This window comes from Paenibacillus chondroitinus NBRC 15376 (assembly GCF_004000765.1).
Taxonomy (GTDB): domain Bacteria; phylum Bacillota; class Bacilli; order Paenibacillales; family NBRC-103111; genus Paenibacillus_E; species Paenibacillus_E chondroitinus.
This window is the reverse complement of the sequence record NZ_BILW01000006.1, coordinates 192,740-217,747: the sequence shown is the minus strand read 5'-3', so window position 1 is coordinate 217,747 and position 25,008 is coordinate 192,740. Positions and strand designations below refer to the sequence as shown.

Below are 25,008 nucleotides of genomic sequence, written 5' to 3'. Positions count from 1 at the left end.
CGAACTCCAATATTTTGCACTCCACTACAACATTTTGTTATCTATAAAAAAACATTCGCTCGTTTATTTCCTGCACGTCTGCTCATATTCCAGAGGCGTCATGCCCGTCATTTCTTTAAACACCTTAAAAAAGTAGTTATAATTGTTAAATCCTACATCATTCACAATATCTTTCAGCTTTAATTCACCGTACTCCATATATTGCTTAGCATATTCAATGCGCACATGATTTAAATATTCGGTTATTCCCATCTGACACTCTTCCTTAAAAACCCTGCTAATATAGGAGCTGCTAACACCGGCGAATTCGGCCACATCCTGGAGCGAAACATCGTTTTTGTAATTATTCTGGATGTATTCCATCGCCTTATGGGTAATGCCGCTAAGTGAATCTCGGTATTTCATCCGTTTCATGATTTCAATAAGCCTAAGGTACAGATCCATAATCCAGGATTTAATATCCTGTAGAACCTCATATTTCTGCAATAAATTGTAAGGAATGTCCCCTGCCGTATACAACTTCGACATCTCAATACCGGCGTCTTTAGACGTTTTATTCACAATATTAATCAATTCCGCGCAAATAATCTGGGTTGATTTACTGCTAAGACGCAAGCTTGAAATTTTGTTGAAAACGGCATCAATTAAGCTTTTCACCGTTTCGAAATCCTGATTTTTCAGGGCTGCGTAAATGGCTTTCTCATCCTTAATATCCAGGCAAAAAAAACCTTGTTCCTGCTTGTTGGTTGTGCTTTCGATAAAAATGCCGTTTTTCCCCTTGTGAAACTTGTCCTCCAGGATTAATGCGGCTTCGGAGTATGCGTGGTAGAGCTGCTTTATATCATGACATACCTTGCTTACACCAAAGCTGGCCGTGATATTCAAATACTTTTTGATCTCCGATCTGATTCGGTTGAGAAAGGTATACACCTGATTGTGGATATACATCCAGCTATGGTTATGTCCCAGTGAAAAAATCATCGCAAACTTTCCTCTGCTTGTATGGACAATAACCGATTTATCCCAATCATGAAGAATTTCTTTGGATATATCGAGAAACGTTTGTATGAACACATCGACTTCTTTTATGGTAAATCTCTCTTCAATAAACCGAAAATCGTCGATCTCCACTGCTGTCACGATCAAGTTTTCCGTGTCCATTGTTATGTCCAACAGGTTGATTTCGCTTACGATTTCCTCCCGTCCCGAAAAACTGCCCTCAAGGAGCTTTCTAATAAATTCATGGCGTGAACGATCTTTGCCGATCATAAGTTCTTGATTTATCTCATTTTGCTTGTCACGTTCATTTCGATAGGCAAGAATCGAGCCTTCTGCCGTTTTTAAAATATCGAGCAATACGGAGGCATTCAGCCTATGCTTCAGCACGTAATCCATTGCTCCCCGCTTCATGCTCTGACGGACATAATCAAAATCGTCATAAGCGCTTAGCACAACAATTCTAACCTGTGGATACTCACTTTCTAGCTGCTGGATCAAACCGAGCCCATTCATGCCAGGCATGCTAATATCGGTAATAACGATATCCGGAACATCCTCTTCCATAAGCTGCATGGCATGAATGCCGTTATAAGCTTCACCTGAAATATAAAACCCGTAATTCTCCCAATCGAGCATCGTTTTCAAATCCGTTCGTGAAACTGCATGATCATCGACTATAAGTACCTTCAGCATATTTCCCTAGATTCTCCTCTCCCACAGCTGGCAAAGTAATTTCTACGGTTGTGTACAGATTCGGAATGCTTTGAATGGCAATTCCATATTTTTCTCCAAAGTACAGCTTGATTCTTTCATCCACATTTCGGATGCCAATCCCACTCAGTCCATTTTTTTTGTTGGATGATGGTTCCCCCATGAGATCATTTAACGTTTTGTTATTTATACCGATGCCCGTATCGGTGATGATAATTTTCAAATCCTCTCCGATTCTGTAGCCTTTAATGTTAATCAGGCCTTGGCCTTCCATCGGCTCAAGCCCGTGAAGCAAACAATTTTCCACGATCGGTTGGAGAATAAATTTGGGGACATGAAAGTCCATAATGCTTTCTTCCATTTCGTAATGTACCCTAAACTTATCATAATCCCGGAAGGCCATTATATTTAGATAGTCTTTTACGTATTCGATTTCTTCCTGCAGGCTGATCAGTACACTTCCTTTTCCCATACATCCATGAAGCAGCTGGATCAAGGAAGTGATGATGCTCGAAATGCTCTCTGCCTTCTGAATATTGGCCATCCACCTGACCGTGTTCAGTGAATTGGAGAGAAAATGCGGATTAATCTGGGCTTGCAGTGTTTTCAGCTCTGCAACCCTTTTCAATTTTTCTTTTTTGGTCACCTCGTCGATCAGATATTTAATTTCAGCCACCATATGATTAAAATTTGTCGCAACCTTCCCTAGCTCATCGCTGCTGTTGTCTTCGATACGAGTTACTAAATTACCGATTTTTACGTTATTCATTGAATTTAATAGATGCTTTAAAGGCTTCGAAATACTTTTGGAAACGTAGTAGGACAGAATCAACGCAAGTAAAAAACAAAAAATCCCCAAAAATATAATATAGATACTTGTCTTTATGGATTCATCATTTAAATACGTAAACGGAATAATACTGATCACGTACCAGTCGGCACTAGGTATATAGTTATAAGCGATCAGATTTCGTTTTCCTGAAATGGTGCCGGTGAAGGAATATGAATCATCTTCTTTGTTCTTTTTAAGCTCCTCAATCAACGATTGATCGAGATAAGGCTTGGCTGCTTCCATTTCCGGGTTTTGGCCCGAAATAACGGTTCCCTTACCATTTACGATGAATATATCTGACCCTTGACCAAGATTTATATCTTTAAATTTCTTTAAGATATGCTTTTCGTCAATCCTCATAATCATGTATCCAATTGGAATCCCATCAAAAGATTTAAAGCTTCGAGTTAACAATATGCCTACACGGCCGTAATTGGTATTCCGATAGCTCGACTCTCTTACTTCGTCTTCACTGCTTTCGATCGTCCATAGGGGAACACCGTTATTCGTTGCCGTTTGGACAAAAATACCATTCAAAAAATCCGAGGTAAGATTAAATTTGAAGCTAACGTCGCCATAAGCGATAATTTTTTCTTGCAGCATGGTATATACAAGAACATCCGAAACGCTATGATTGAATGAAAACCTTTTTGCTAACATACTTTGCATTTTTAGCTCCGCGTCATTCCTCTTCCACTCACTCATCGTATGGAAATCAATCAACGTATTTTGGATAATATCGGAGAATGCGATATCCACACTGTCATTTTCAAGCTTCATGAGTTCATTTTGGATATTTTCACTGACCTGATTCATTAACTGGATGGAAGAGGTACTAATTTTCGTTTTTATTGCCTCGCTTGAAGTGTAGTAAGCAAAATAACCTGTAACTAATAGCGGTATCAAGGATAGTATCGCGAAAGAGATCACCAGTCTGTTCTGAATATTCATTTTACGAATAAAACGGTTCAAGCCAATCCCCATATTCTCCCTCCTTATGTAGACGAATAGGTAGATACCGCGGAGCGCGAAGGCGGGCAACTTCGAAATCGTTGCGCAGCACTATCATCGCCTACCATTTTTGTAAACGCTTACAAATTATTGGGCAATCCGGCTTCATGCCGGACTACTTCCCACAATGTTAGTTTGGTTGCTGCTGCTCCACAAGACATTTAAGTCATCGCGGTCTCAAGGTTATATACGCCTCCAATGACAGTCTCGAAGACAACGACCCCATCCTTCTGCAAAATATCAACTGGTGCTCCATTTGCCGTCACCGTTACTGGAATGCTGCTACGCACTTTGCATAGCGCAGTGCCTCTATCAGAAACTACCCGAGCAGCTTTCAGAACTCCTTCCGCCCACTCCATGTCGACAGTAAAGCCGCCTCTGGCGCGAAGACCTGTCACTTTCCCTGAACGCCATGCTTCAGGTAAAGCAGGTAAAAGATGGATCTGCCCTGCATGGCTCTGAAGCAGCATTTCAGCAATCGCAGCCGCGCCGCCAAAATTGCCATCGATCTGGAATGGGGGATGATTGTCAAAAAAGTTTGGCAGCGTCGAGTGGGTGAGAAGCGCATTCAGATTGTTCATCGCTTCTTCGCCTTTCCTAAGCCTAGCCCAGAAATTAATGATCCACGCTCGACTCCACCCGGTATGGCCTCCGCCATTCGCCAAACGCCGCTCCAGCGTGCACAGTGCAGCTGCCGCTAGTTCGGGCGTGCCGTCGGGCGTGATCTGGCTCCCAGGATGCAAGGCAAATAAATGGGAGATGTGACGATGACCGGGCTCCGCCTCTTCGTAATCTTCATACCATTCCTGAAGCTGGCCGTACCGTCCAATTTTCGGCTGAGGAAGCTTCATCAGTACTCGTTGTAGCTCAGGTCCTAGTGTCTCACTTTTCTCAGTGCCGAGTATCAGCTCTGTCTCTAGCACTGCTGTGAAAAGCTCACGAATGATCTGTGTGTCCATCGATGGACCTGCACATAGTACGCCGGATTCTCCATTTGAAAGGATATATGTATTCTCTGGTGACACAGATGGACACGTAACCAGCTCCCCGCCTGGCGTTTCCACGACATAATCAATTAAAAATAACGCAGCTTCCCGCATGGTGTGGTATGCCCTACCGAGAAATTCCACATCCATTGTAAATTGATAATGCTCCCACAGATGCAGCGAGAGCCATGCGGCGCCCATCGGCCAGTAAGATGAGGGCAGCCATGTATCCTGCGGAGCAGTATCCGCCCAGATGTCGGTATTATGGTGAGCAGTAAATCCCCTGCAGCCGTACATGACGGACGCCGTATGGCGGCCAGGCTCGCGCATCCGTTCCAGCAGCTCAAAGAGAGGTTCGTGGCATTCAGAAAGCGCACACGATTCCGCCGGCCAATAATTCATCTGCGCATTGATATTGATCGTATATTTGCTATCCCAAGGCGGAAGAAAGTGCTCGTTCCAGATGCCCTGCAAATTGGCGGGCAGCGATCCAGGTCGGCTGGAGGAGATGAGCAGGTAACGGCCGAACTGAAAATAAAGCGCAAAAAGGGCCGGGTCAGATTCTCCACCGCTAAGCCTGTCCATGCGATCTGTTAGACTCATGCGTCCGATTTCCAAGTCTTCCGACAATGACAATGACACTCGTCCGAATAATGCGGTATAGTCGTCTAGGTGTCTCCGATAGAGCGCTTGATAACCCAGATTGGCGGCACTCTCCGCTTTTTCCCTCGCTTCCGCCAAAGGATCAAGGAACCGGAATGTCGTTGCAGCCGAGAGAACAAGTGTCACGCTATCTGCATTCTCCACGACCAGGTGTTCGCCAATCGCTTTCACTGTGCCGCCTTCAGCTGTTGCTCTTAGTACTGCACCGTATCGGCTGCCTCCCTCACCGCCACAATTACCGCTCATCCAGATCGTGTTGTTTCCCTCTCTTCCGGCATGGTCGGCGTAGCGCCAGCGGCCGCGCTCCATACGCGAAGTGAAACCGATTTCACCAGATCGGTTTGCTGTAAGCTTCAGGATGATAGCCTGATCTACGTAACTAGCAAAAATCTCGCGCGTAAATGAAACGCCGCCCTGACTGAAGGTGACGGTAACAGTGCCGCTTTCCAAATCTAGCGTACGCTCGTAATGGTCCGGTTCACCTTCTGGCAGAGTGAAGTCAAGTAAAAGATGTCCTAGAGGCATATAATGCCTCTGCGATTCCGGTAACCCGGATAACGCCAAGACTGCGAGCTTCTCGGCTTCCTTCAACTTGCCTTCAAATATTAAACGGCGAATTTCCGGAAGATTTGCCATGGCATCCGGATTATTACGGTCACGTGATCCCCCGTACCAGACGGAATCCTCGTTTAATTGCAATCTTTCCTGTTGCGTCTGTCCATACACCATCGCTCCCAGCCTGCCGTTACCGATTGGCAGTGCCTCATTCCATTTCGTTGCTGGACTCCTAAATAACAGCTTAAGATCTGTCAACTGCTTCCCCTCCTTCTCAGACTCAACCCTCGTATCTCTGAATCTATCATAAGTAACCAAAATCCGGTAGAGGCATAGTTGCCCTACCGGTTACAGTTTCCCTTTACAAGTAGATCTTTATTGGCTAGTAGTTAGCCATTGCGTCCACTTCTGTTTAGTTGTATAAACTATGTTCTAGCGGCCCTCTCAGAAGAAGCGGCTTTCAGCTGCTTGTGAAACTTTCTTGGTGTAGAGCCCGTAATCTGCTTAAATTGTCGGCAAAAGTGCTCCACATTGTTGTACCCACAGCGTAAGGAGACCTCCGCAATGGACAGTGAACCGTGCAATAAATATTCCTTGGCTTGGCGGATGCGGCTTGTAATCACGTCATCCATACAAGAAATTCCGAATGTCTTTTTATAAATGGTCTGCAAATACCCAGGACTGATTCGGATCGAGTCAGCCATTCTCGGAACCGCCCAATCCTGGCTAGGATTACTGTAAATGGCGGTCCGAAGCGTCAACAAATTGTAGTATTGAGGCGTGATGACTTCTTGAAAATAAGATTCCAGCAACTTGTTAAACAGGGTTCTCAGTAAACAGTCAATGGATGATTCTTTATAATTTTTTTGAAAAGAGTGTTCGCTGACGAGGAGTTGGAAAATTTTATGGATATATTCAGGGTCATTTAACGAAAAGGGCACTCCGAATGGAAGCGAAGTTTCCATTACGTATGATTCTTTGGATTCAAAACGAATCCAGTCGTTCTTATATTGTTCCTCACATGCCCGGTAATAAATTTTTTGGTGAGGATGGTATAGCACCCCACTATGCGCTGGGTACTCCTTCAATTCTCCATTAACCCAAAACAGGGCAGGTGTATGGGTCACGACGAGCAGCCAACAATGATGGCCCTCTGGGATATCGAACACAAAATTGCTTGCGTGAGCGGCATCATACTCAACATAAAAAATGTTGGTCATCATGATCCTCCAGTATCCAAAAAATAACATTGCATCAATTATTTATTAGCATATATTACTGATTGAAAACAGTCAACGAAGCAAAGGAACGACGCCTATCGGCGCTGTTCTGGTCAATATGTCAAGAAAGAACTCCCCTTGTATAGGTGTCATAGATGCGGTTTTTCTTCGCCCGCTCCTCTGTGCTGAGCTTTTGCGCATCTGCAATTTCGTAACCTCCGAAGGTGTCATACAACCTCGATGAGGGATCGACTTCCACATAGGTACACCATGGCAGCCAGTGGTAGTGGCTTTGCAGGGTTTGCGTCGTAAAGTTGCCGCTTTCATGACCCAAGCCGGGCATGGCGTATCCGACGCTGCCATCCACGTCGCTCGACTGCCTGGTGTTCTTGTGGATGAACTCGGCGAAGTCTAGATAATGTTCATCTCCTGTAATGACATACAACCTGTAATAGGTGTATGAGCAGGCGGCCATATACACGTCGGCCCCCCCTCCGATCGTGATGATGCTCTGGCCGCTGATCGAATAGTGGTTGAACGGATGTTTCGGCCAGAGCGTGCGTACCGGGAATGACCAGGCGTAGGTCCACGTCTCGGTATAATCAGCAGCGCCAATTGCTCCTTCCAGCCACTTCTCCTCGCCGGTCAGATCATATAGGGCAAGGAAACCGAATAAAGCATAAATGCCAGCCTCTTTATCCTGAATGTCGGAGTTGTCGCATGTACCACCCCGATACTCCATATTGCGGTAATTACAATCAAAGGACCAATTTCCGGCACGGATCGCTGCAGCCTTAACTCTCTCGTCTCCGGACACAAGATAGAATTGGACCAGGAAACGAATCACACTAGGCGTGTTGGCCTTCGAGTCCATGCGGATGGAGCTGTCGGTATGATAAGCCCGGTAATAGCTGCCATCTTCATTCTGAATATCCACGAGCCAATCGGCCGTTTTTCTGCAAAATTCCAGCCAAGACGGTCGCAGGTCCCCTTTTTCGCGCAGGTAGAGAAAGGCGTCCAGGATCGGTTCGATCCCGTCGGCCAGCATCCGGATATAGTGCGGATACGGCTCGAATCCCCTGATGTTCGGGTTATAGCACATTTGCGGCAAGCCCGAATCCGTCATAGCCGTTCGCACCCAGAAGTCGATGACATTCACGCCTTTCTCAAACGCCTCAGGCACGCCTTCTTTATCGCCATAACGAAGCAGCTGATATCCGATCCCGGGCTGCTGCCCAACGAAGCCGAACTGGAAAGAAACGCTAGAGATATCCATGTTGGGCAATTGGCAAGAAAAAGGCAATCCATACGAATCCCCGTATTGACGTGTAAATTTAGTCAGAATATTCATGCAATTATGAAAATAAAGTTCATTATCTACTTCGAATAACTTGTCGCGCAGCCGGGAATAGGTGTCCCGCCAAATTTCTCTCATCATCGACTGGAAGCTGCCATAATGGCCGAATTGAATGCCGACGGCGTAATTTTGCTCAAATCCAACCTCTACGGGATGGTTAACGCGTTGAAACCTTTTCGTTTTCTGACTGTAGTCCAGACCCTCATATTGATTTCTTCTAGGCATCTCGCCATCGCAGCCCGGATACACATAATCGATCGACAGGCCGTCGATCTCTATCTCTAATGCCTTGCGTACACCAAAGCCGTAATACAAATAGTTCAGCGTCTTGCTCTCCGGCTTGCTCATTCCGATGGCTCCGATGGTACATTTCGGGTCCGTGTTATTCTCGGACCTAACAATGTCCGTAGACTGCATGGTTACATCCGCAGCCCAGCGAGAGAGTGCCGCAGCTTCTCCTGAAGCGATGTGCTGCATCGCGAACAACGGCAAGGCGTAATTGGTTTCCATCCGCCAGAAATATTCGTTGTTCAGGTCTTTGCCCATTGCGTAATCAGGCGCGAATTCGTTCTGCTTATACCAGACACCGGGTGCGAAGCAGTGATAGTCATGAACGTCATCCGATTCCGCAATCGTCAAAGAGATCTTGGTAGAAAAGCCAAGGTCGTCCCCCGCTTTCAACACCTTGACGTTCCTGCTTACCTTGAACCCTGTCTTGACCACTTCATATACGTCAGAGAAGAAGAATTCTGAGCCTGTCGGTACAATTAACGTACCTTCAGCCACGATTTTATCACCGTAAGCCGTGATTTCGGCGTATGCTTGCTCATAAAACTCATTGACGGCAAAGGCAGTCTTTATCGTCACGAACATCGGCCGCTTGTTGAAATAGAGCGTCTTGCCATTTTTCTGAACCTCTATGCCACCCTCTTTGGAGATCAGGATATAGTTGCCGAATTCCAGCTTCATGAAGTTTCCTCCTTAGAATTAGAAAATGAATAAGGGATATATATAAACACACATATCCCTCACTCATTAAAATTAGATTTTTTTACTTTTTAGCTAGTGCATCTGCCCGCATTTTAATAATCTTTTGCGCTTTTTCCGTATCCGAGGCAAAGACATCATTCCAACCGAGGCCTATGACATCTTTCTTCATCGTTTCCCAAAGTTTGTCGAACTCTGCTTGATTCTTCGCAAATACCATTTTCCAAGATGTATTCTTTACATAGTCAGAAATCTGGCTGCGTTTGTTTTTAATCTCTGATGAATCGCTGCCCAGACTTGTATTGATATTGGGGACAATATCGATCATCTTATTTTTCAGGTAGTAGTCTGTTGCGTTTTCTGCTTTATAGGTGTTTTGCCAATCTGTCGTTAGCGCTGTCTTATTCGCTTCAATTGTTGCAGCCCAGTAATTGCTGTTATAAAACTCCCCTGTCATCGGATCTTTGGCAAAATCGCTGATGATCATTGTATTGAGCTTGCTTTGTCCGTCCTGATATCCGCCGCCTCCGTACTGATCCGGAACAGGTGTATTTTTCTGGAATGCGGTTTGACCTACTTCGGTCAGTTTAAATTTGCCGTCTGCCGTCTTTTCGTAGTTGAAGCCTTCAAATCCATTCACATAGTAGCGCAAGCCTTCAGGAGAGGCCAGCCAATCCATGAATTCCATGATCCGATCGGGATCATTGGCTTTGGAACCGATAGCAAACGCTCTTCCATTGCCGTAATAGGCATCACTTGACTGAATGATGTGCGTGTCAGCGATCGGAATAGCCACATTCCCGTCACCATTTTTACCTCTTTCAATCGTGTTGTAGAACCCTGTTTCCCATGAGTACCATAAGAGAAATACCTGCTTGTTGGTCAGCTTTTCCGATACTTTGTTCCAATCCTGGGTCGGCGAATCAGGGTCAACCAACCCCATCTGATTTGCTTTAAAATAAAATTGCAGAATTTTCTTGTACATACTGTTGTCATCGATAAGGGGAACAACGTCGCCTTTTGCATTCAACTGCATAGTCGTGGTTCCTTCTGGCTGCTCGTAACCGTACCAATTGCTCAACCAGCGTGCATTTTCCATCGTGCCTCTGCTGTCCCAATCCTTCCACAACGTGATTGGAGCGATCGGCTTACCGTCCGGAGTCTTCGGATATTTCTCATGCATTTGTTTCAGTACATTCAAGAGGTCATCCAGATTGTTCAGCTTGGGAGCCCCGACGCCCTTATAATAATCCCAAGGCATAATTGGGCTTGAGTAAGGGATTTGTTCCGAGTATGTCGTTGGCGAAGTATCCGCCTCAAAGGTCGGCAATGCATAAATCTTGCCACTAGGATTTACTTTTTCGAATGCTGCATTGAAAGGTTTGAAATGATTGTCCACATATTTGGACAGATTCGGCGTACTCTTGATCTTATCTGTAAGGTCCATAATCAGACCGGCTGGAATTAATTCTTCCAGTTGATTGTTGTTGACGATCAGGAGGTCGCCTAAATTACCTGCTGCCGATCTTGTCTTGTATAGCTGGTCGCCGGCAATCTGCGGAGCAAGAATGTTTAGAGTGATATTAAACTTATCCTTAATAAGCTTTCCGTACCACCCTTTCTGCTCTCCTTGATAATTGGCTGCATTGTCAAAAACAGTGATGGTCAGCGGTTTACTGTGATCTAGTGCCTTGGATGCAGCTTGAGTACCGGAGTTCGGTGACTTACTTGGTTCCGTTGATGCAGTCTTATTGCTAGATTCATCTCCACAGCCGGTTAACGCGACCGATACCATGAAGAGGCTAGCAAACAATAACAACGCCGATTTTTTTATTGCTTTATCACGTTTACGCATACTCAACCTCCATAATTTTTCAATTTATTAATCCGGCGCAAATTATCCTTTCACTGCACCGATCATAATCCCCTTGACAAAAAACCTTTGGAAAATCGGATAAACCAACAAAATAGGCGCTACAACAATAACAGTCACCGTCATTCGAATGGAAGTCGTCGTTTGCTTCGTTGCCAGACTTGACATCGCTGTGGAGCCGGCATTCTGCAGGTTTACCATGCTGGATAAGGAGCTTGCCTGATTCATATAGTTATATAGAATAAATTGTAAGCTATAAAGTTTGCTCTCCGTGACTAACAACAACGTGTCCTGGAAGGAATTCCACTGATCCACTGCTGCGAATATCGCAACTGTAGCTAAGATGGGTTTACAAATAGGCAACATGATTTTGAAAAAAAGAGTCATGGTCCCGGCGCCATCGATACTTGCCGCCTGCTGCAATTCTTTCGGCGTTGATTCTACGAAAGTTTTTACAAGAATGATAAAAAAAGGAGCTACAATCGTCGGCAGAATGTACGCCAAAAAATTGTTTGTCAGATGCAAAGACCTCATTGTCAAATACCAAGGAATAACGCCGGCATTAAAAAACATGGTTAAAACTGTATAGCGATACCAAAATTTCCGCCTCCACATATCCTCCTGGGTAAACATGAATCCCAGAAAGGCCGAAGCCCCTACCGTTAAAGCGGTTCCAATCACGGTTCTTGCTACAGATACAATGGCTGCATCCCACAATCCCGGTATTTTAAACGCATCCACGTAGTTATGGAATTGGATATTTATCGGGTAAAAGATAACATCACCTTTGGCACTGATATCGTTAGCGCTTATGGTATTAATAATGATGGAGTAAAAGGGATATACACATATAAGCGCATACAGAGAAAACAACCCATATATTAAAACAGTCATCATCTTGTCTGTTGCGCTGGTTTGGACTTTCATCTTTCTGGCGAGATGACTGCCGGGCACTTTATCATTTGGCGCTAGCCCTGCTGCTGTATGACTCATACAATACTCTCTCCCCTTAGTCTTTTTGATAGTCCGTTCACAGAAAAGAGAAGCACAACACTGATCAAGCTCTTAAGTACACTGATCGCAACGGACACCGAATAGCTGCCGCCTCCCATTGCAAGGTTGTATACATATAAGTCTAGAACCTGTATGGAATCCTTGTTAAATGCATTTTGAAATACAAAATATTGCTCCAATCCATTATTCAGAAAACTCGCAATTTGCAGCATCAACAAGACGAAATAGGTTGGCACCATGCTTGGCAAAACGACATGCCAGATCACCCTCATTCTTGTCGCACCGTCTACATAGGCCGCTTCATACAGCGAATCATCTATCCCCATAATCGCTGCTATATACAATATGGCTGACCAACCCAACGTTTTCCAAGTTGTCCATATCCACATCATCATCCAAACATGGTCGGAATTTTGAAGAAGTAAAATCGGGGAATCGATCAATCCAAGTTGTTTCAAAAGGCCATTGACGATACCATCACTGGAAAACATTGAAAATGCCAGTGAATAAACCAATACCCAGCTGATAAAGTTCGGCAAGGTTGTTACCGTCTGTATGAACCTCCGGAACCGTACGGCCTTAATCTCAGTCAGAAATATGGCAAAAATCATTGGAAGCCAGGAGAATAGCAGATTCAAGCCACTCATCCCAAATGTGTTTTTGAGGATTTGAAGGGTTTGATCGATCTTTACTTGGTTTTCGATCAAGGTATGAAACCACTTCAAACCCACAAAAGGCGATTGCGATAGCGGAATCGGCGGCGTGTAGTCAAAAAATGCATAAACCCAACCATATAACGGGTAATAGGCAAAAATACCAAGCAAAATCATAAAAGGGAGTATAAAAAGAAATTTACTTATTGAGCTGCTTTTCAGGCTGTTTTTCTGTATTTGCACCATGTAACACTCCCTTTTCAATGGTATAATCAACGTAATTATTGACACATTACGATATCTATAAATATATATGGAATGCCGAAATGGCAATTTCCTCTACTGCCGTGCAACAGGTCGTAGCGCAACAGGTCAATTAATAGATTTAAGGATGCGCCTTCTGTTGATAGCGTTTTCATTTCATTTCGTTAAAGCAATTATAAAATATCAATTTTTTCAAAACAATGACCTATCCTCATCGATTATTGATCTATTCTCATATCGCTAAAAAGGGAGTTCGGCTGCCCGTCGCAAATAAAAAAAATCCCCGATTGACGGGGATCTAAAAGTACTAAATTCCTAGATAGCATTTTGTTCAATGAGCATTTTATCTTCCTGTTTATCCCACATCGCGAACAACAATGGTAACTCAGCACCTGTATAGGCACCAACCACTCTTACATTTCGATGTACCAACTGCACTTTCACGCCCTGGGATAATTTCTCCCCAACCAACCATCAACGAACCTTTTGCCATATAATTCTCACCTTTATAAATTTATCCGAGCAGCTTCTCATAACAAATGTACTCCTCTTTCCGCAACGGAAAACGGATTTGGCCAACCTGCCGGTAGCCCCCTCGAGCATACAGCTTTGCGGCACCCGAGTTTCCGGAATACACGTCAAGCCTTATACTTGTGCCGCCCGATAAAAGCGCCTGCTCCTCGGCAAAGCGTAACAGCTTGCCGCCTATTCCCTGTCCTTGGCAGGTAGGGTCTACCGCCAAGCGATGAATACAGCGGACGCGATCAACCGCGTGATCCACCCAAGGCAAGCCCTCATACCGTTTGCTCTGGCGGTCGTCCACTACAATGGCTCCAATGATTCGAGAGCCTATGCGAACGCCGAAAGCTGTCCCCCTTCTCAAATCACCACGTATGACGAATCCGTTTGGATACAGCCAATCCCACTGGCGAATATTCTGCCTCTTCAAATCGGCAGCTACCGCTCTGTACAGTGCTAACAGGTTATTGCCGTCTTTCCCGGTCAATTGAACGATTTCCATTCTACATCCTCCAAACTCAGCTCTGCTTAAGCTGATGTAGTTTTGCCGCCGAATGACGACGGTAGATGACCGTCCACAGCACAGCCGCCCCGATGAAACCGTAAAGCACGAGGTTCGAAATCGCCAAGTAGCTCGCAGTCGGAAGCCGATAAACCATAACCACGCGTACCGCAGCTTCCATCGTCAGCATAACGCCCCATACGAAGGTCATCAGTTTCATCACAAATCGGAAATACGCATAGTTCCAATTCTCCGCAAAATGAGGAGTCGAGATAAATCGCAGAGCCAAATAATACATGATAGGACGCCGGAAAAACAACGATCCCAGAAATATTAAACCGACAGAAGCCGTAATTAGAGATTCGCGGACGAGCAGTATTTTTTCACTGCCTCCCAGTAGAACAAGCACAATCGTCAATAGAAACGTAAAGAGCATCAATGCGCCGAATGCATCCAACTTGCGGTGCTTCATCAGGTGAACCAGATTGTCAAGCAACGGTACAAGCGTTGCTATAGTTAAAGCAGCAAGGCTGTTCATATGCTCAGATAACCAGACATACAAAATCCATGGCAAAATACCGTTAACAAGCAATGTGAAAATAACGTAATTCCGTTTCGACATCCTACACTCACCCTTTCCAATTAGCTCAATGAGCGCGTCATGAAGCCGACCAGCTCTTCCACCGTCATGCGGCTCTGTTCTTGATTGATCGTATTTTGAACCCTCATTCCATATAAAAAAGTAACTAATCGTTCAGCAACTTTCGCTCCATCCACTTGTTGCGGAATAAAGCCGTGAGCCTGCCCCACTTCAATCCAACTCATACTAGTTTGCAGCGTAAAGGCGAACACTTCCTGTACGATCTTGGCAACCTTCGCGTTATCCATCTGACTAAGGAGATAAATGAAGATTTGATTGGTCACATCGTTGTGACTCGTAGAGCGGAGCATATCTTCCGCAATAAGCTGCAGTGGATTAGCAAGCCCGGAAGATTGCGGACTGTTCGCAACCTCCGTGAAGCGCGCGTTGATTCGCATAACGCGGGATTTTAACAGGAGTCCGAGCAGCTCATCCTTTCCTGTAACGTAGTGATAGATCGCTCCTTTTGACAAGCCGGTGCGCGTTATAATATCCTGCAGCGTCGTTTGCCTGCATCCCTTCTTTTGAATCAATTCCTCAGTTGCATCCATAATAATCTGAAAACTCACGTTTGCTGATGTTGACACGTCGTTCTCTCCTTTTTCGTAGTACCGACCGTCGGTCTGTTATGTGTTCATCATACAATACCGACCGCCGGTTTGTAAAGAGGTTTTTGGAATTTTTTTCCCCTCTACAGGCTGAGAACTTTCATATAACAAAGAAATGGCGGCCCTAAGTTAACTTCAACTAAGGCCACCATTTCTTGTTTACCTGTAATTAATTCAGAATTTTACGAGCCAGAATCGAGATATCAACGATGTCAATTATGCCGTCGCCACTCAAATCCAACGCTTTGTACTGATTCCAATCTGCATCTCCTTTCTTTTTACCATAAGCAGAAGCAATAATTGCAAGGTCACCAATACTTACTTTATTATCGTTATTGAAATCTCCATCGGTAGCTTTAATTATTGAATCATTAAAGATTTGCAATGCCGCATTCAGGTTCAGGATCGCCGCTTCAATTTCAGCCTGGCTTACTCCTTGAGTTGACGCTACCACTTGAGCGGCATTAATTGCTGCCTGCAAGGTTGCTTTCGAACCTGATGGATATTGACCAGGATATGTGCCTTCCGTTGCCGCATCATGCGCGCTTTGCGCTTCCGCAATCAGACGCAATAAGCCCGATTTATCCAGTTTATTAATTTGGACTGTATAAGTTGCACCAGCCCATTCTGTCTCTTGGCCCGCACCATTAGCAACCGTTAACTGATTGACGCGAATGGAAGCGATCTGCGAATTATCCGTTGCAATAGCTTTAAACTTAAGCCTGATCAATCCACTCGCCATATCCGTATTTCCAATATTGGCCGCAATAATTCTTAACTTGCCATCCGATTTAACATCGCCGACCAGTTTGAAATTATTATCCTGAAGCGAGTCCATGGATACAAACTCCAGCTTATCGGAATCATAATTAATCGTCGTATCTAACGCGATAACATCTTTGCCAGAACCCGCCAAGCTGAAATCAACGTCGAAGTTTTTGCCGCCATCAACGGCCGTTGGTCCTGTCAGCACCGCGCCTTCTTGACCGCTGATCGAAATCAGCGCGCTGCCTTTCAGACTGGAACCGATCGCTTGCGCCGTTACTTTCACAACGCCGTTCTTTTTGGCCGACAGCAATCCCATCTCACTGATGATCGCCGCATTCGTCTCCGAACCGTCTTCTGCGGTTACCGACCATACGACGGGCACTCCCGCCAACATTTGCAGCGTGCCGTCTTTGGTTGTGATGGAGGTCGCTCCGTCCGCTCCGGTCACCGTCAGCTTCTGCTCGCCCAGAAGAGTAACCACACCCCATTGTGAACCGTTGGTATAGGACTGTCCGGTCACGTCGTTCCACATGATAATGTCCTGACGGCCGCCTGATGCTTTCGCATCATTGATCTGTAAATCAAATCCAATGGCACGATTAGCTGCAGGAACACTTGCCTTAAAAGGAATTTTAGTCTCAATGTAATAGCCGCCATCCACGACTTTGGCAAAAGACTCAAACCCCGCACTGATACTGCCTGGATTAAAGCTTTTCTCATTGAGATAATTAACACGGTATTGTCCCATACCTGTGCCGTAAGTGGTTTGTTTACTGTTAGTCTCATCCACAAAGATTTCGACAGAGTCTTTCTCATACGCGTTGCTGCTGCTGCTGTTCAGCACAGGATCTTTTACACGTACCAGTACATACAGGTTATTATTGTCCCATAACACTTTACCTGTGCCGTCTGTCGGACCGTTCGCCATTGTCAGATGCTTAAGAATCGGCAGCGTGGCGGTCGTATTCCAGAGTGGGTCGAGCTCGGAGCCGCCGATAACAGGCGTTCCGTATACGGCGGTACTAACTCCGCTTGGTATCAATTGAAGCTCTTTAATCGCGTTACGCAGCGCGTAATAGGCATTGTCTACTACTGCCTGCCCGATCTCACCATTTGAGACGGCAGTTTTGGCATCATTTAATGCGCTTGCAAAAGCATTCCATGAATTGTTTGTATAGATGCTAGAGTCCTTTTTATTGGCGGCCTCAATCAAAGCGGTTAGCAGGGTTTTGTCGACCGTTGCGACAATTGGGTTCGCAGGTCCACCACGGCCCGCTTTGACATTGTTAAAATATGTTTCTACTTTCGTAATTTCGTCAGCTGTCAGCACCCTGTCGTAGATGAGAATCTGCGAGACTCCGCCCAGGAAGCGGTAGGGAGTCACAGCCGCCATCGTGTAACCTACGCCCAGATCCGAGCTGTTCCCTAAAAGCGCCTTAGCGTTGGTTCCAGTTCCGATGACATTGTTATTAACAAAAACGGCTCTATTGGTTCCGTTTAGCTGCGCCCGAACGCTGGCCAGACCGTCAGTGGCCGTTGTTGTGATTTGTTGTCCGCCGCCTGATACGCTGCCATCCGTGTTACCAAAGCGGATATTAACCCTGTTTGTTCCTACACCCAAATTAATACCGCTCCAACCGCTGTTAGCCGCCCAAGTTTGGTAAGCCTCGTTCATTCCGAAATAAACAAGACCATTTTGGTCACTGGAGTTGTTGGCTGTGGTTGTTGGTTTAACCAGCGCGTATATCGTCATCTGCGTACTGCCGTTATAATTTTTAAAACCTGCAGCTTTTAGCGGCCTTGACATCGCTGCGAAATCCACATAATCGTATCCATCGTTTTTTAGCGTAGGGTTGCCGGTTGGTGTTCCAAGATTATCGCCACCGCTGCCGGGGACGTTCGCTGGAACAAGCTTCGCCTGGACGCTTCCCATATTTGTCCATCCAGTCACATTGCCACTGCTATCTTTTTCCACGCCCTCATCCGCCTTGAGCCATAAGTCAAGACCATTTCTAGGAATATCGACAGGCGTCATATCGCGCACCACGACACGAGCGTGCGACAGGCTGAGAACATCGCCTTCTTTGGACCGTACGTAAATAATGTATGGACCGGGCAACTTTGGCGCAGTTATTTCTATCATGTTGCCGGAGGCCATTGTTTCTTTGTCACTTTCAATAAAATTTCCGTCACTCGATGAGGAAATCCATATCTGTTTTGTGGCGTCGTCCAAATCGTACGCTAACCTGACTTTCCCGCCGGGGGCTACTGAAACGTCAGCCGGGAGAAGCCTATTCGCCACCGATACTGTGGTGGTAAAATTGAGGGTTAGTGCAGGCGTCGAGGTGCTGCCTACCAAGGTCCAGCTTCCTTCGGTGCTTATTTCGTACCCATTCGCCACGGGCTTGCCGTTAAGCGTAAAGGTGTAATCATTACTCAAAGTCAGTTTAAGCGGACGTACCGCTGAAACTTCGTAGTTTTTCCCATTTTCCACATTGGTTGCTGAACCGCTCGCGTCGACGTATACCGTGTACTTGGAAGTGGCCGTTGCTCTGCCGTCTCCATATTTGATATATAATTTGTATTCTCCTGCGACAGTCGGAGCGTTGATTGACTTTACGTCACCGGCAGCTTTTGTCATCGTATTGCCTTCATTAAAGACAGTTGTGTTCGCAGGCGCGAGCCAAACTGTGTCTTGAGCTTGGAGCAGACCCCTGCGGTTCAGCTTTTCACCTTTACCCATGATGACGTTGGAAGCCAACTCAAACTCGGTATCGGCAATGAGGCTCCTTGGGATCATCTTCGTGTATTCGTTGGTAAGGCCTGAATTCAAAACGATTTCGTTGCCCTTAAGCGGCCAAATGCGGCTTGTGCTTTTGTAATTGTCATAAGTAGTCCTTGGGGCGCCATTCTGGTTGTTATCCCCGTCTACGTAACCTTGGACCATAATCATATCGCTTTTGCGCTTCCAGTTGTTAAACTCAATAAGGCGGCTCTGCCCCACGGCATAGGAGAGTTTTGCCTGCACAACGTTGCCTATCATCTTGATGAACGTGCTGCCTTCGTCGGGATGGAACCCGTTCATCCAGTTGTTGGAGTCCGTGGGTTTGTCAGTCGGATTCGGGTTAAGGAAGTTGTAGTTCATCTCCGTGAAATTCGTCCAGTTGTCAGAATTCCAGTTACTATTCTTGTTCGTGACGGGGTCGTTTGTTAACGGGTAGACGGTGTTGATGGTGTCCCATGTCCCTCCGCCCGGCAAATTACCCGGATCGCCCTGCCGGCCCAGTGAGTAAATGGCTCCGGAGTCGTTAACTACCGTGCAAATTTGCTCGATCCGGTTATAGTTTATTTTATTATTCCTGGAGGTCGTAGATATGGCTGGAGACCTTGCGATGCTCGTTTCATTCGTGCCATGGTAAGGGCCGCCGGTCTTGTTTGTACCTTGAGCAGTAAAGCCGAACCCATCGTACTCATCCCAACCCCAGCCGATGCTCATGGCGCCGTAAGTGGTGTCATAAATGTAATTGTGCAGTACCTGCATATTCGTTGTGTAGAAAGAAGCCAGTGCGTTAGCGCCCGGGAATCCGTAGCAGGTCCTGTACAAAAAGTTATTTGTTATATAAATATTCTCCGGCACGGCTTCTGTACCCGCCGTAAATTTTTCTTTATCAACGCCAGCCCAATTCCTTATTGGCGTACCAGAGACCGAAGCACTGGATTCATGCGTAATCGCCACATCATTTTCATAGATATGCTGCGGATGTCCGATTACAATGCCGGAAGCGAGCGTATCTACGATATAGTTGCCCGAGATTTCGATATCCTTGGCATCGTTTTCTACATGGATACCATTAAATCCGGTAAGCCCGATCTCGCCGTTCAACACTTTGATGTTCCTCGCCGCGTTGATGATTACCGCTGCCGGCGGTATGTCATACCCTCTGTAGAAAGTCTCATGCCAGTTTATGCTGCTGGGGAAGTAAACTTTGTTCACGATTGAGCCCTGAACGGACGCATAACCACGGGAACTGGTTGTTACCGGACCGGATCCGTCGCTAAGTGTATATGTGCCCGTCAGTTCAGTCAGTTTGTAGTCGGTATGGGCAAACTTCAGGCCGCTAAAGGTTATGTTTTTGACACGTCCATCATCCGAGCCTGCAACAGGGTTCAACCGATCTCCTACAGGGATTCCTCTGATGTCGAGAACCGTCTCAAGCCTTGGAATGACCACGTCGGCGGTATTGATATCTTCGCCTTCAAGCGGGATGTAATAAAGCGTGCTTTCCGCCTGGTCGAAATAGAAATCTCCGCGTTTGTTGAAGAACTCGAAAGCGTTGCGGATGACTTGATTGTTACCTGGATTGTATTGCGTATTATTACTTAAAGACTGTGAAATCGCCGCATACGGCATCTGGAACCGGAGCATGACACCACCGGGCTTGTTGCTGGCTGCCGGCGCCTGTTCAATTGACGCGAAGGTGACAAAAGGCCTTGCCCATCTGGCGGTGGAGCCGCCCATGCTTTCGGCTTCGATGTTTTGGGGATTTTTCGTTGCCGTTGTCAGACCCACGCTGGCATCGAATACGATACCCGCCCGGATGTTGCTGCCGTTCTGCCACGCCCAAGGGTTATTGGCAGTGGTAAAGCTGGCTGTGGGAGTGCCGGTGACGGTTCTGTTGGCAGAAACGACTTGCGAGCTCAGCGTCATGTTGGCTCTCTTATCGTTGACATAAATAGCACGCAACTTATCGCTCCGGTTCAGGGTCGTTTTATACGCCTTCAAACCGCCCGTCTGGGTGAGGCCAACAGCTTCTGTCCATACGCCTTTTCCCAACATTTCACCCGCGCTGATTACCGGCTTCGCACCCGGCGCCGCTTCATAACGAATTGTGCTGCTTGCACTTCCGGAGTCATCCTTGTTGAATACCAAGGTCTCATCAAGCGAATAAAATCCATCCGCAATTTGAACGACGATATCCCCGCCGGTCTTAGGCAGAGTCCTTACGACTTCTTTTGCCTTGGCAACCGTTTTGTACGGCTTTCCTTGCGTTCCGTCACCTGTGATATCATTGCCATTTGTAGCAACATAGATAGTTGCACTTGGCGTACTGCCAGCCGCAGTTGCATTTGCCGCACTGTCAGCTGCGAGTACCGACCCTGAAAATGGCAACATGCAAAATACCGTTACCAAAGTCAGAATCCAAATGAATGATCTTTTTCTCACTTTCATAAAACCTCCTTGGATATAAGTAAACTGCTATACACATTACCGCCTGGGCGGTATTAGTGCCGGCTTCTTCTCTCTGCAGATTCCGACTAAGCTGTTCTAACCCCAACGTTGGAAGCGCTATCAATTAATAACTTCATGATACCAGTCTGTACGAATATTCCCAGAGACTATTATTGGACCGTAAGGAAAATTCTCGGGTAAATTTGAAAAGATAGAGGGTTGCGTTAGCCTGCAGATAAGGAGAAGGGACACCTTAGCTGGCGTCCCTTCTTCCCATTCAATTTCGTCACTTCAAAATTGCACCTGCAGTCAATGCATTCTCGATCTTTTCGTTCCCTATTAAATAAACGATGATCATAGGCAAGCTGGATAACAGCATACTCGCGCCAATGAGTCCCCAATCCGCAACTCCCACATTGACGAAGAATCCAAGCAACCCCACCGTAAGCGGCCGCAATTGATCTTTGGAAGCGATAATAAAAGCAAGCGGAAATTCGTTCCAGATTCGAATGAATATAAGAACGCATTGCGTCATGAGCGCTGGCATTACGATTGGAAATATGATTTTCATATACGTTTGATAGACATTCGCTCCATCGATACATGCCGCTTCTTCCAGCTCATTAGGCAAAGACCGGAGAAAGGCATACAGCATCAATACGCAGGATGCGATGGCGAAGCCGGAATAAGGCAAGATAAGGCCAAAATAACTATTTTTGATATGCATCCATTTAACCAGTTGGAATAAAGGAATAACGACGACTTCAATTGGGACAATTAAACCCATAGATACATATAACAACATTGCGGAATTCAATCTCCATTGCATACGGCTGAGACAATAAGCAAGCATGCTGCCAGTTATCAACGTAATGACGATTGTGCCTGTGGTATAAATTACGCTGTTCTCGAAATACGTATAAAAATGATATTTGGACAGCGCTTCGCTAAAGTTCAACCAATCCCAGGAAGACGGTATCCCAAAAGGATTTTTGTAAGCTTCGCTTTTGGACTTCAACGACATTGTTACCATCCAATACAAAGGAAACAAAAACGTGCATCCCACAACTATCCAAAACACTCGACTTAATAATTTCAGAAAGCTCCCCTCCAGCTTAAAACTCCAGTTTTTCTCTGGCAACGAACCTTTGAATGAAAAAGGAGATCAAAAGGCATTCCAGAATAAAAATGACGGCGATCGCAGTGCCTTTGCCAAATTCGGAAGTATCAAATGCCGTGTAATACATCTGGTAGATGACCGTTCTGGACTGATCTCCCGGGCCACCTGCCGTCATGACTCGTACATGCGAATAAAATGCCATTGAGCCTAATGTAGACAGGATAAGCACGTATTTAATTACATTCTGCAGCAAAGGGATCGTAATTCGTAAGCTAACTTGAAAAAAATTAGCTCCATCAATCAATGCCGCCTCATAGTAACTCTTAGGTATGGTCTTGATTCCTGTATAAAACAGCATCGCGTTCAGTCCGATATATTGCCACAGGAATGTCAAACCGATGCTGGGCATGACCGTTTTCTTTTCCGTCAACCACGAATGTGTCCAAGAGCTCAACCCTAATGAGTTGAGAATCGCGTTAAATAAGCCCCAATTGGGTTCGTAGAATGCCAACCAAATCTGAGAAACAACGGTGACCGACAAGATCGCAGGGAACATCGCCACCGTCTTGAAGAATCGACGAAACTTCGGTGTCTGAGCATCCATAAAAAGCGAAAGCATCATGGATAGGGGGAGCCCCAGTAACAATGAAATGGCTACAATGAGATACGTATTTTTATGAGCGGTCCAAAAGGATGGGGATAATATCACTTCTTTGTAATTATTTAAACCAACAAAACCCAAATTTCTAAACCCGTCATGCTTATGCAAGCTCATCCAGATCTCCGGCAGCAAAGGGTATACGCAGAATAAGGTAAACAGCAGCAATGCCGGGAAAGCAAACACAAAGATAGACACTTTGGTGCTAAAGTACTTGTTCATCGCTCTCTCCACCATTTAATTTGTGTCTAAACCCCCTTGGATCTATCCCAAGGGGATTTAGCTATTCAATTATTTTTTATTTGGCAAACCACGTATTCTGGCTCCAGATCTTGTTCATCGCATCATTAAATTTATCCGCTGAGTACTCGCCCGTTAATAAATTCGCTCCTTGCGTAGATATTTCGGCAGACGTCTTCGCATCTAGCGAATTAAGAGCCCAGGATGGGATTTTATTGGGAATCGGATTGTACCAGTCAACGAACTTCTGCATAAGCGGGCTCCTATCCATTGCCTTGTTTCCTGTTTTCAAAGATATAGGAGCACCGGTAGATTCAAAGTATAATGCATCCGCCATGGCTAGAAATTCGGCAAGTTTGACGGCCTCTTCCGGATTCTTGGTTTTGCCGTTGACCGCATAACCGTTAACCGGAGAACCCCAGAACTGTACATTCTTTGTAGGGTTATACTTATCACTGGCGCTTGGAAATGGGAAGAAATCGACCGTTTCGTCTTTTGCGAGATTTGGCAACTCCCAAGTAAACTGCCATAACATAGCCGCCTTTTTGGATGTAAACATTTCCATCGCTGGACCGTAATCTATATTGGCTATTCCGTCTGGGAACACGCCTTCCTTGACCAGTTTTTCGATGCGAGCCGCTCCTTCCTTGACGGATGGATTGTTGAAGTCCGTTTTGTTGCTGACAAGGTCTGCCATCGCCTGCGGATCTCCGGTTTGAATCATTTGCTGCAGCATGAAGAGCTTCGGTCCCCACCCGTCCTTGCCAGGAGTTACAGCCGGTACCATGCCTTTGCTCTTGAGCGTCTTCGAGATTTGAATCAACTCATCAAACGTGGTTGGCACTTTAACCCCGGCTTTCTCGAACATATCTTTATGATAGAAGATGACAGGGGTGAAATAGGTATCCGCTCCGGAAGATAAACTATAAATCCCTTTATCTACATGCTTTAATGCATCTGGTACCGCGAATTTGTCCAAGAAACCGTCTTTCGTAATATATGGTGTCAAATCCAGAATGCTGCCTGTGCTCTTCAACGGCGTAAAGTAGCCCGCGTCATTCCAGAATACGTCCGGCATATCCCCGGATGCGTTCAACGTCTTCAATTTGTTTGCCATATCCTCGCCGCCGCCGCCGGGCTCAAACTCGACTTCAAGATTGGGAAGCGCTGTAGCAATATTCGGTTTAATAAATTTTTCCATAATTTTATTGCGATTTTCGTCTGTTGTAATCGTTATGACTTTCATTTTGATTTTTTTGCTGTCCGTCTTCGCTGTACTCTTGTTATCCTCCTTACTTGTTGCCGAGGGTGATGGATTGTCAGACGGCTGGCTGGACTTTGTTTCATCCCCACTGCTGCAAGCCGTTGCAACCAGAAGAGTACTTGCCATAAGGAACATAGCTGCTGTCTTTGACTTCGTTTTCATTGTTTACCTCCCCTATTTGTGAAAGCGGATATCAGATTGACTTCAGATCCTGAAAGCGGTATCAACCTTGAGTTCATTTTACGAATATTGCCAATTTTAGTACAGAGATTATTCTCGGACCAGTAGTAAAATTAACGGTAAAAAATAGACGTTATAGGTAAAGTTTTCACTT

15 protein-coding genes are annotated in these 25,008 nt (G+C 45.7%); all 15 read right to left on the bottom strand.

Translation table 11 applies throughout. The features are described 5' to 3' along the window. Positions 1 to 63: 63 nt before the first annotated feature. Positions 64 to 1,692: a response regulator gene (locus PCH02S_RS10545; protein WP_127452696.1), complete on the bottom strand. Its 1,629-nt coding sequence runs from the start codon at positions 1,690 to 1,692 to the stop codon at positions 64 to 66. Further along, positions 1,667 to 3,526 carry a cache domain-containing sensor histidine kinase gene (locus tag PCH02S_RS10540; protein WP_127452694.1) on the bottom strand — a complete coding sequence of 620 codons (1,860 nt, stop codon included), beginning with the start codon at positions 3,524 to 3,526 and terminating at the stop codon, positions 1,667 to 1,669. Before PCH02S_RS10540 ends, PCH02S_RS10545 begins: the two co-directional genes overlap by 26 nt. Positions 3,527 to 3,714: 188 nt before the next feature. After that, a complete protein-coding gene (locus PCH02S_RS10535; protein WP_174806764.1) occupies positions 3,715 to 6,015 on the bottom strand; it encodes a glycoside hydrolase family 95 protein in 2,301 nt (766 codons plus the stop codon). Positions 6,016 to 6,182: 167 nt separating this feature from the next. Further along, the gene (locus PCH02S_RS10530; protein ID WP_127452690.1) at positions 6,183 to 6,977 is read right to left on the bottom strand and encodes a helix-turn-helix transcriptional regulator; all 795 of its coding nucleotides are present in this window, start codon (positions 6,975 to 6,977) and stop codon (positions 6,183 to 6,185) included. A gap of 121 nt (positions 6,978 to 7,098) precedes the next feature. Further along, a complete protein-coding gene (locus PCH02S_RS10525) occupies positions 7,099 to 9,303 on the bottom strand; it encodes a glycoside hydrolase family protein (RefSeq protein ID WP_127452688.1) in 2,205 nt (734 codons plus the stop codon). Positions 9,304 to 9,385: 82 nt separating this feature from the next. Next, on the bottom strand, positions 9,386 to 11,176 hold the full coding sequence (locus PCH02S_RS10520) for a type 2 periplasmic-binding domain-containing protein (RefSeq protein ID WP_127452686.1): 1,791 nt from the start codon (positions 11,174 to 11,176) through the stop codon (positions 9,386 to 9,388). A 42-nt stretch (positions 11,177 to 11,218) separates the two neighbouring features. Next, on the bottom strand, positions 11,219 to 12,187 hold the full coding sequence (locus PCH02S_RS10515; protein ID WP_218033149.1) for a carbohydrate ABC transporter permease: 969 nt from the start codon (positions 12,185 to 12,187) through the stop codon (positions 11,219 to 11,221). Then, positions 12,184 to 13,107, bottom strand: a complete 924-nt coding sequence (locus PCH02S_RS10510; RefSeq protein ID WP_127452684.1) for an ABC transporter permease subunit — start codon at positions 13,105 to 13,107, stop codon at positions 12,184 to 12,186. Before PCH02S_RS10510 ends, PCH02S_RS10515 begins: the two co-directional genes overlap by 4 nt. A 532-nt stretch (positions 13,108 to 13,639) precedes the next feature. Then, positions 13,640 to 14,146: a GNAT family N-acetyltransferase gene (locus PCH02S_RS10505; protein WP_127452682.1), complete on the bottom strand. Its 507-nt coding sequence runs from the start codon at positions 14,144 to 14,146 to the stop codon at positions 13,640 to 13,642. A gap of 16 nt (positions 14,147 to 14,162) precedes the next feature. After that, entirely contained in the window at positions 14,163 to 14,768 is a 606-nt protein-coding gene (locus tag PCH02S_RS10500; RefSeq protein ID WP_127452680.1) for a VC0807 family protein, read from the bottom strand. Positions 14,769 to 14,788: 20 nt separating this feature from the next. Beyond that, positions 14,789 to 15,373, bottom strand: a complete 585-nt coding sequence (locus PCH02S_RS10495; RefSeq protein WP_127452679.1) for a TetR/AcrR family transcriptional regulator — start codon at positions 15,371 to 15,373, stop codon at positions 14,789 to 14,791. 190 nt (positions 15,374 to 15,563) lie between these two features. Further along, positions 15,564 to 21,392, bottom strand: coding sequence for a sugar-binding protein (locus tag PCH02S_RS10490; protein ID WP_164819511.1), 5,829 nt, complete (start codon positions 21,390 to 21,392; stop codon positions 15,564 to 15,566). Between the two features lie 286 nt (positions 21,393 to 21,678). Beyond that, complete coding sequence (locus PCH02S_RS10485; RefSeq protein WP_246069019.1) at positions 21,679 to 22,416, bottom strand: carbohydrate ABC transporter permease; 738 nt, start codon at positions 22,414 to 22,416, stop codon at positions 21,679 to 21,681. A 91-nt stretch (positions 22,417 to 22,507) separates the two neighbouring features. Beyond that, positions 22,508 to 23,392 (bottom strand): carbohydrate ABC transporter permease, encoded by an 885-nt coding sequence (locus PCH02S_RS10480; RefSeq protein WP_127452675.1) that lies wholly within the window; start codon positions 23,390 to 23,392, stop codon positions 22,508 to 22,510. Between the two features lie 76 nt (positions 23,393 to 23,468). Continuing rightward, positions 23,469 to 24,836 (bottom strand): ABC transporter substrate-binding protein, encoded by a 1,368-nt coding sequence (locus PCH02S_RS10475; RefSeq protein ID WP_127452673.1) that lies wholly within the window; start codon positions 24,834 to 24,836, stop codon positions 23,469 to 23,471. Between the last annotated feature and the right edge of the window lie 172 nt (positions 24,837 to 25,008).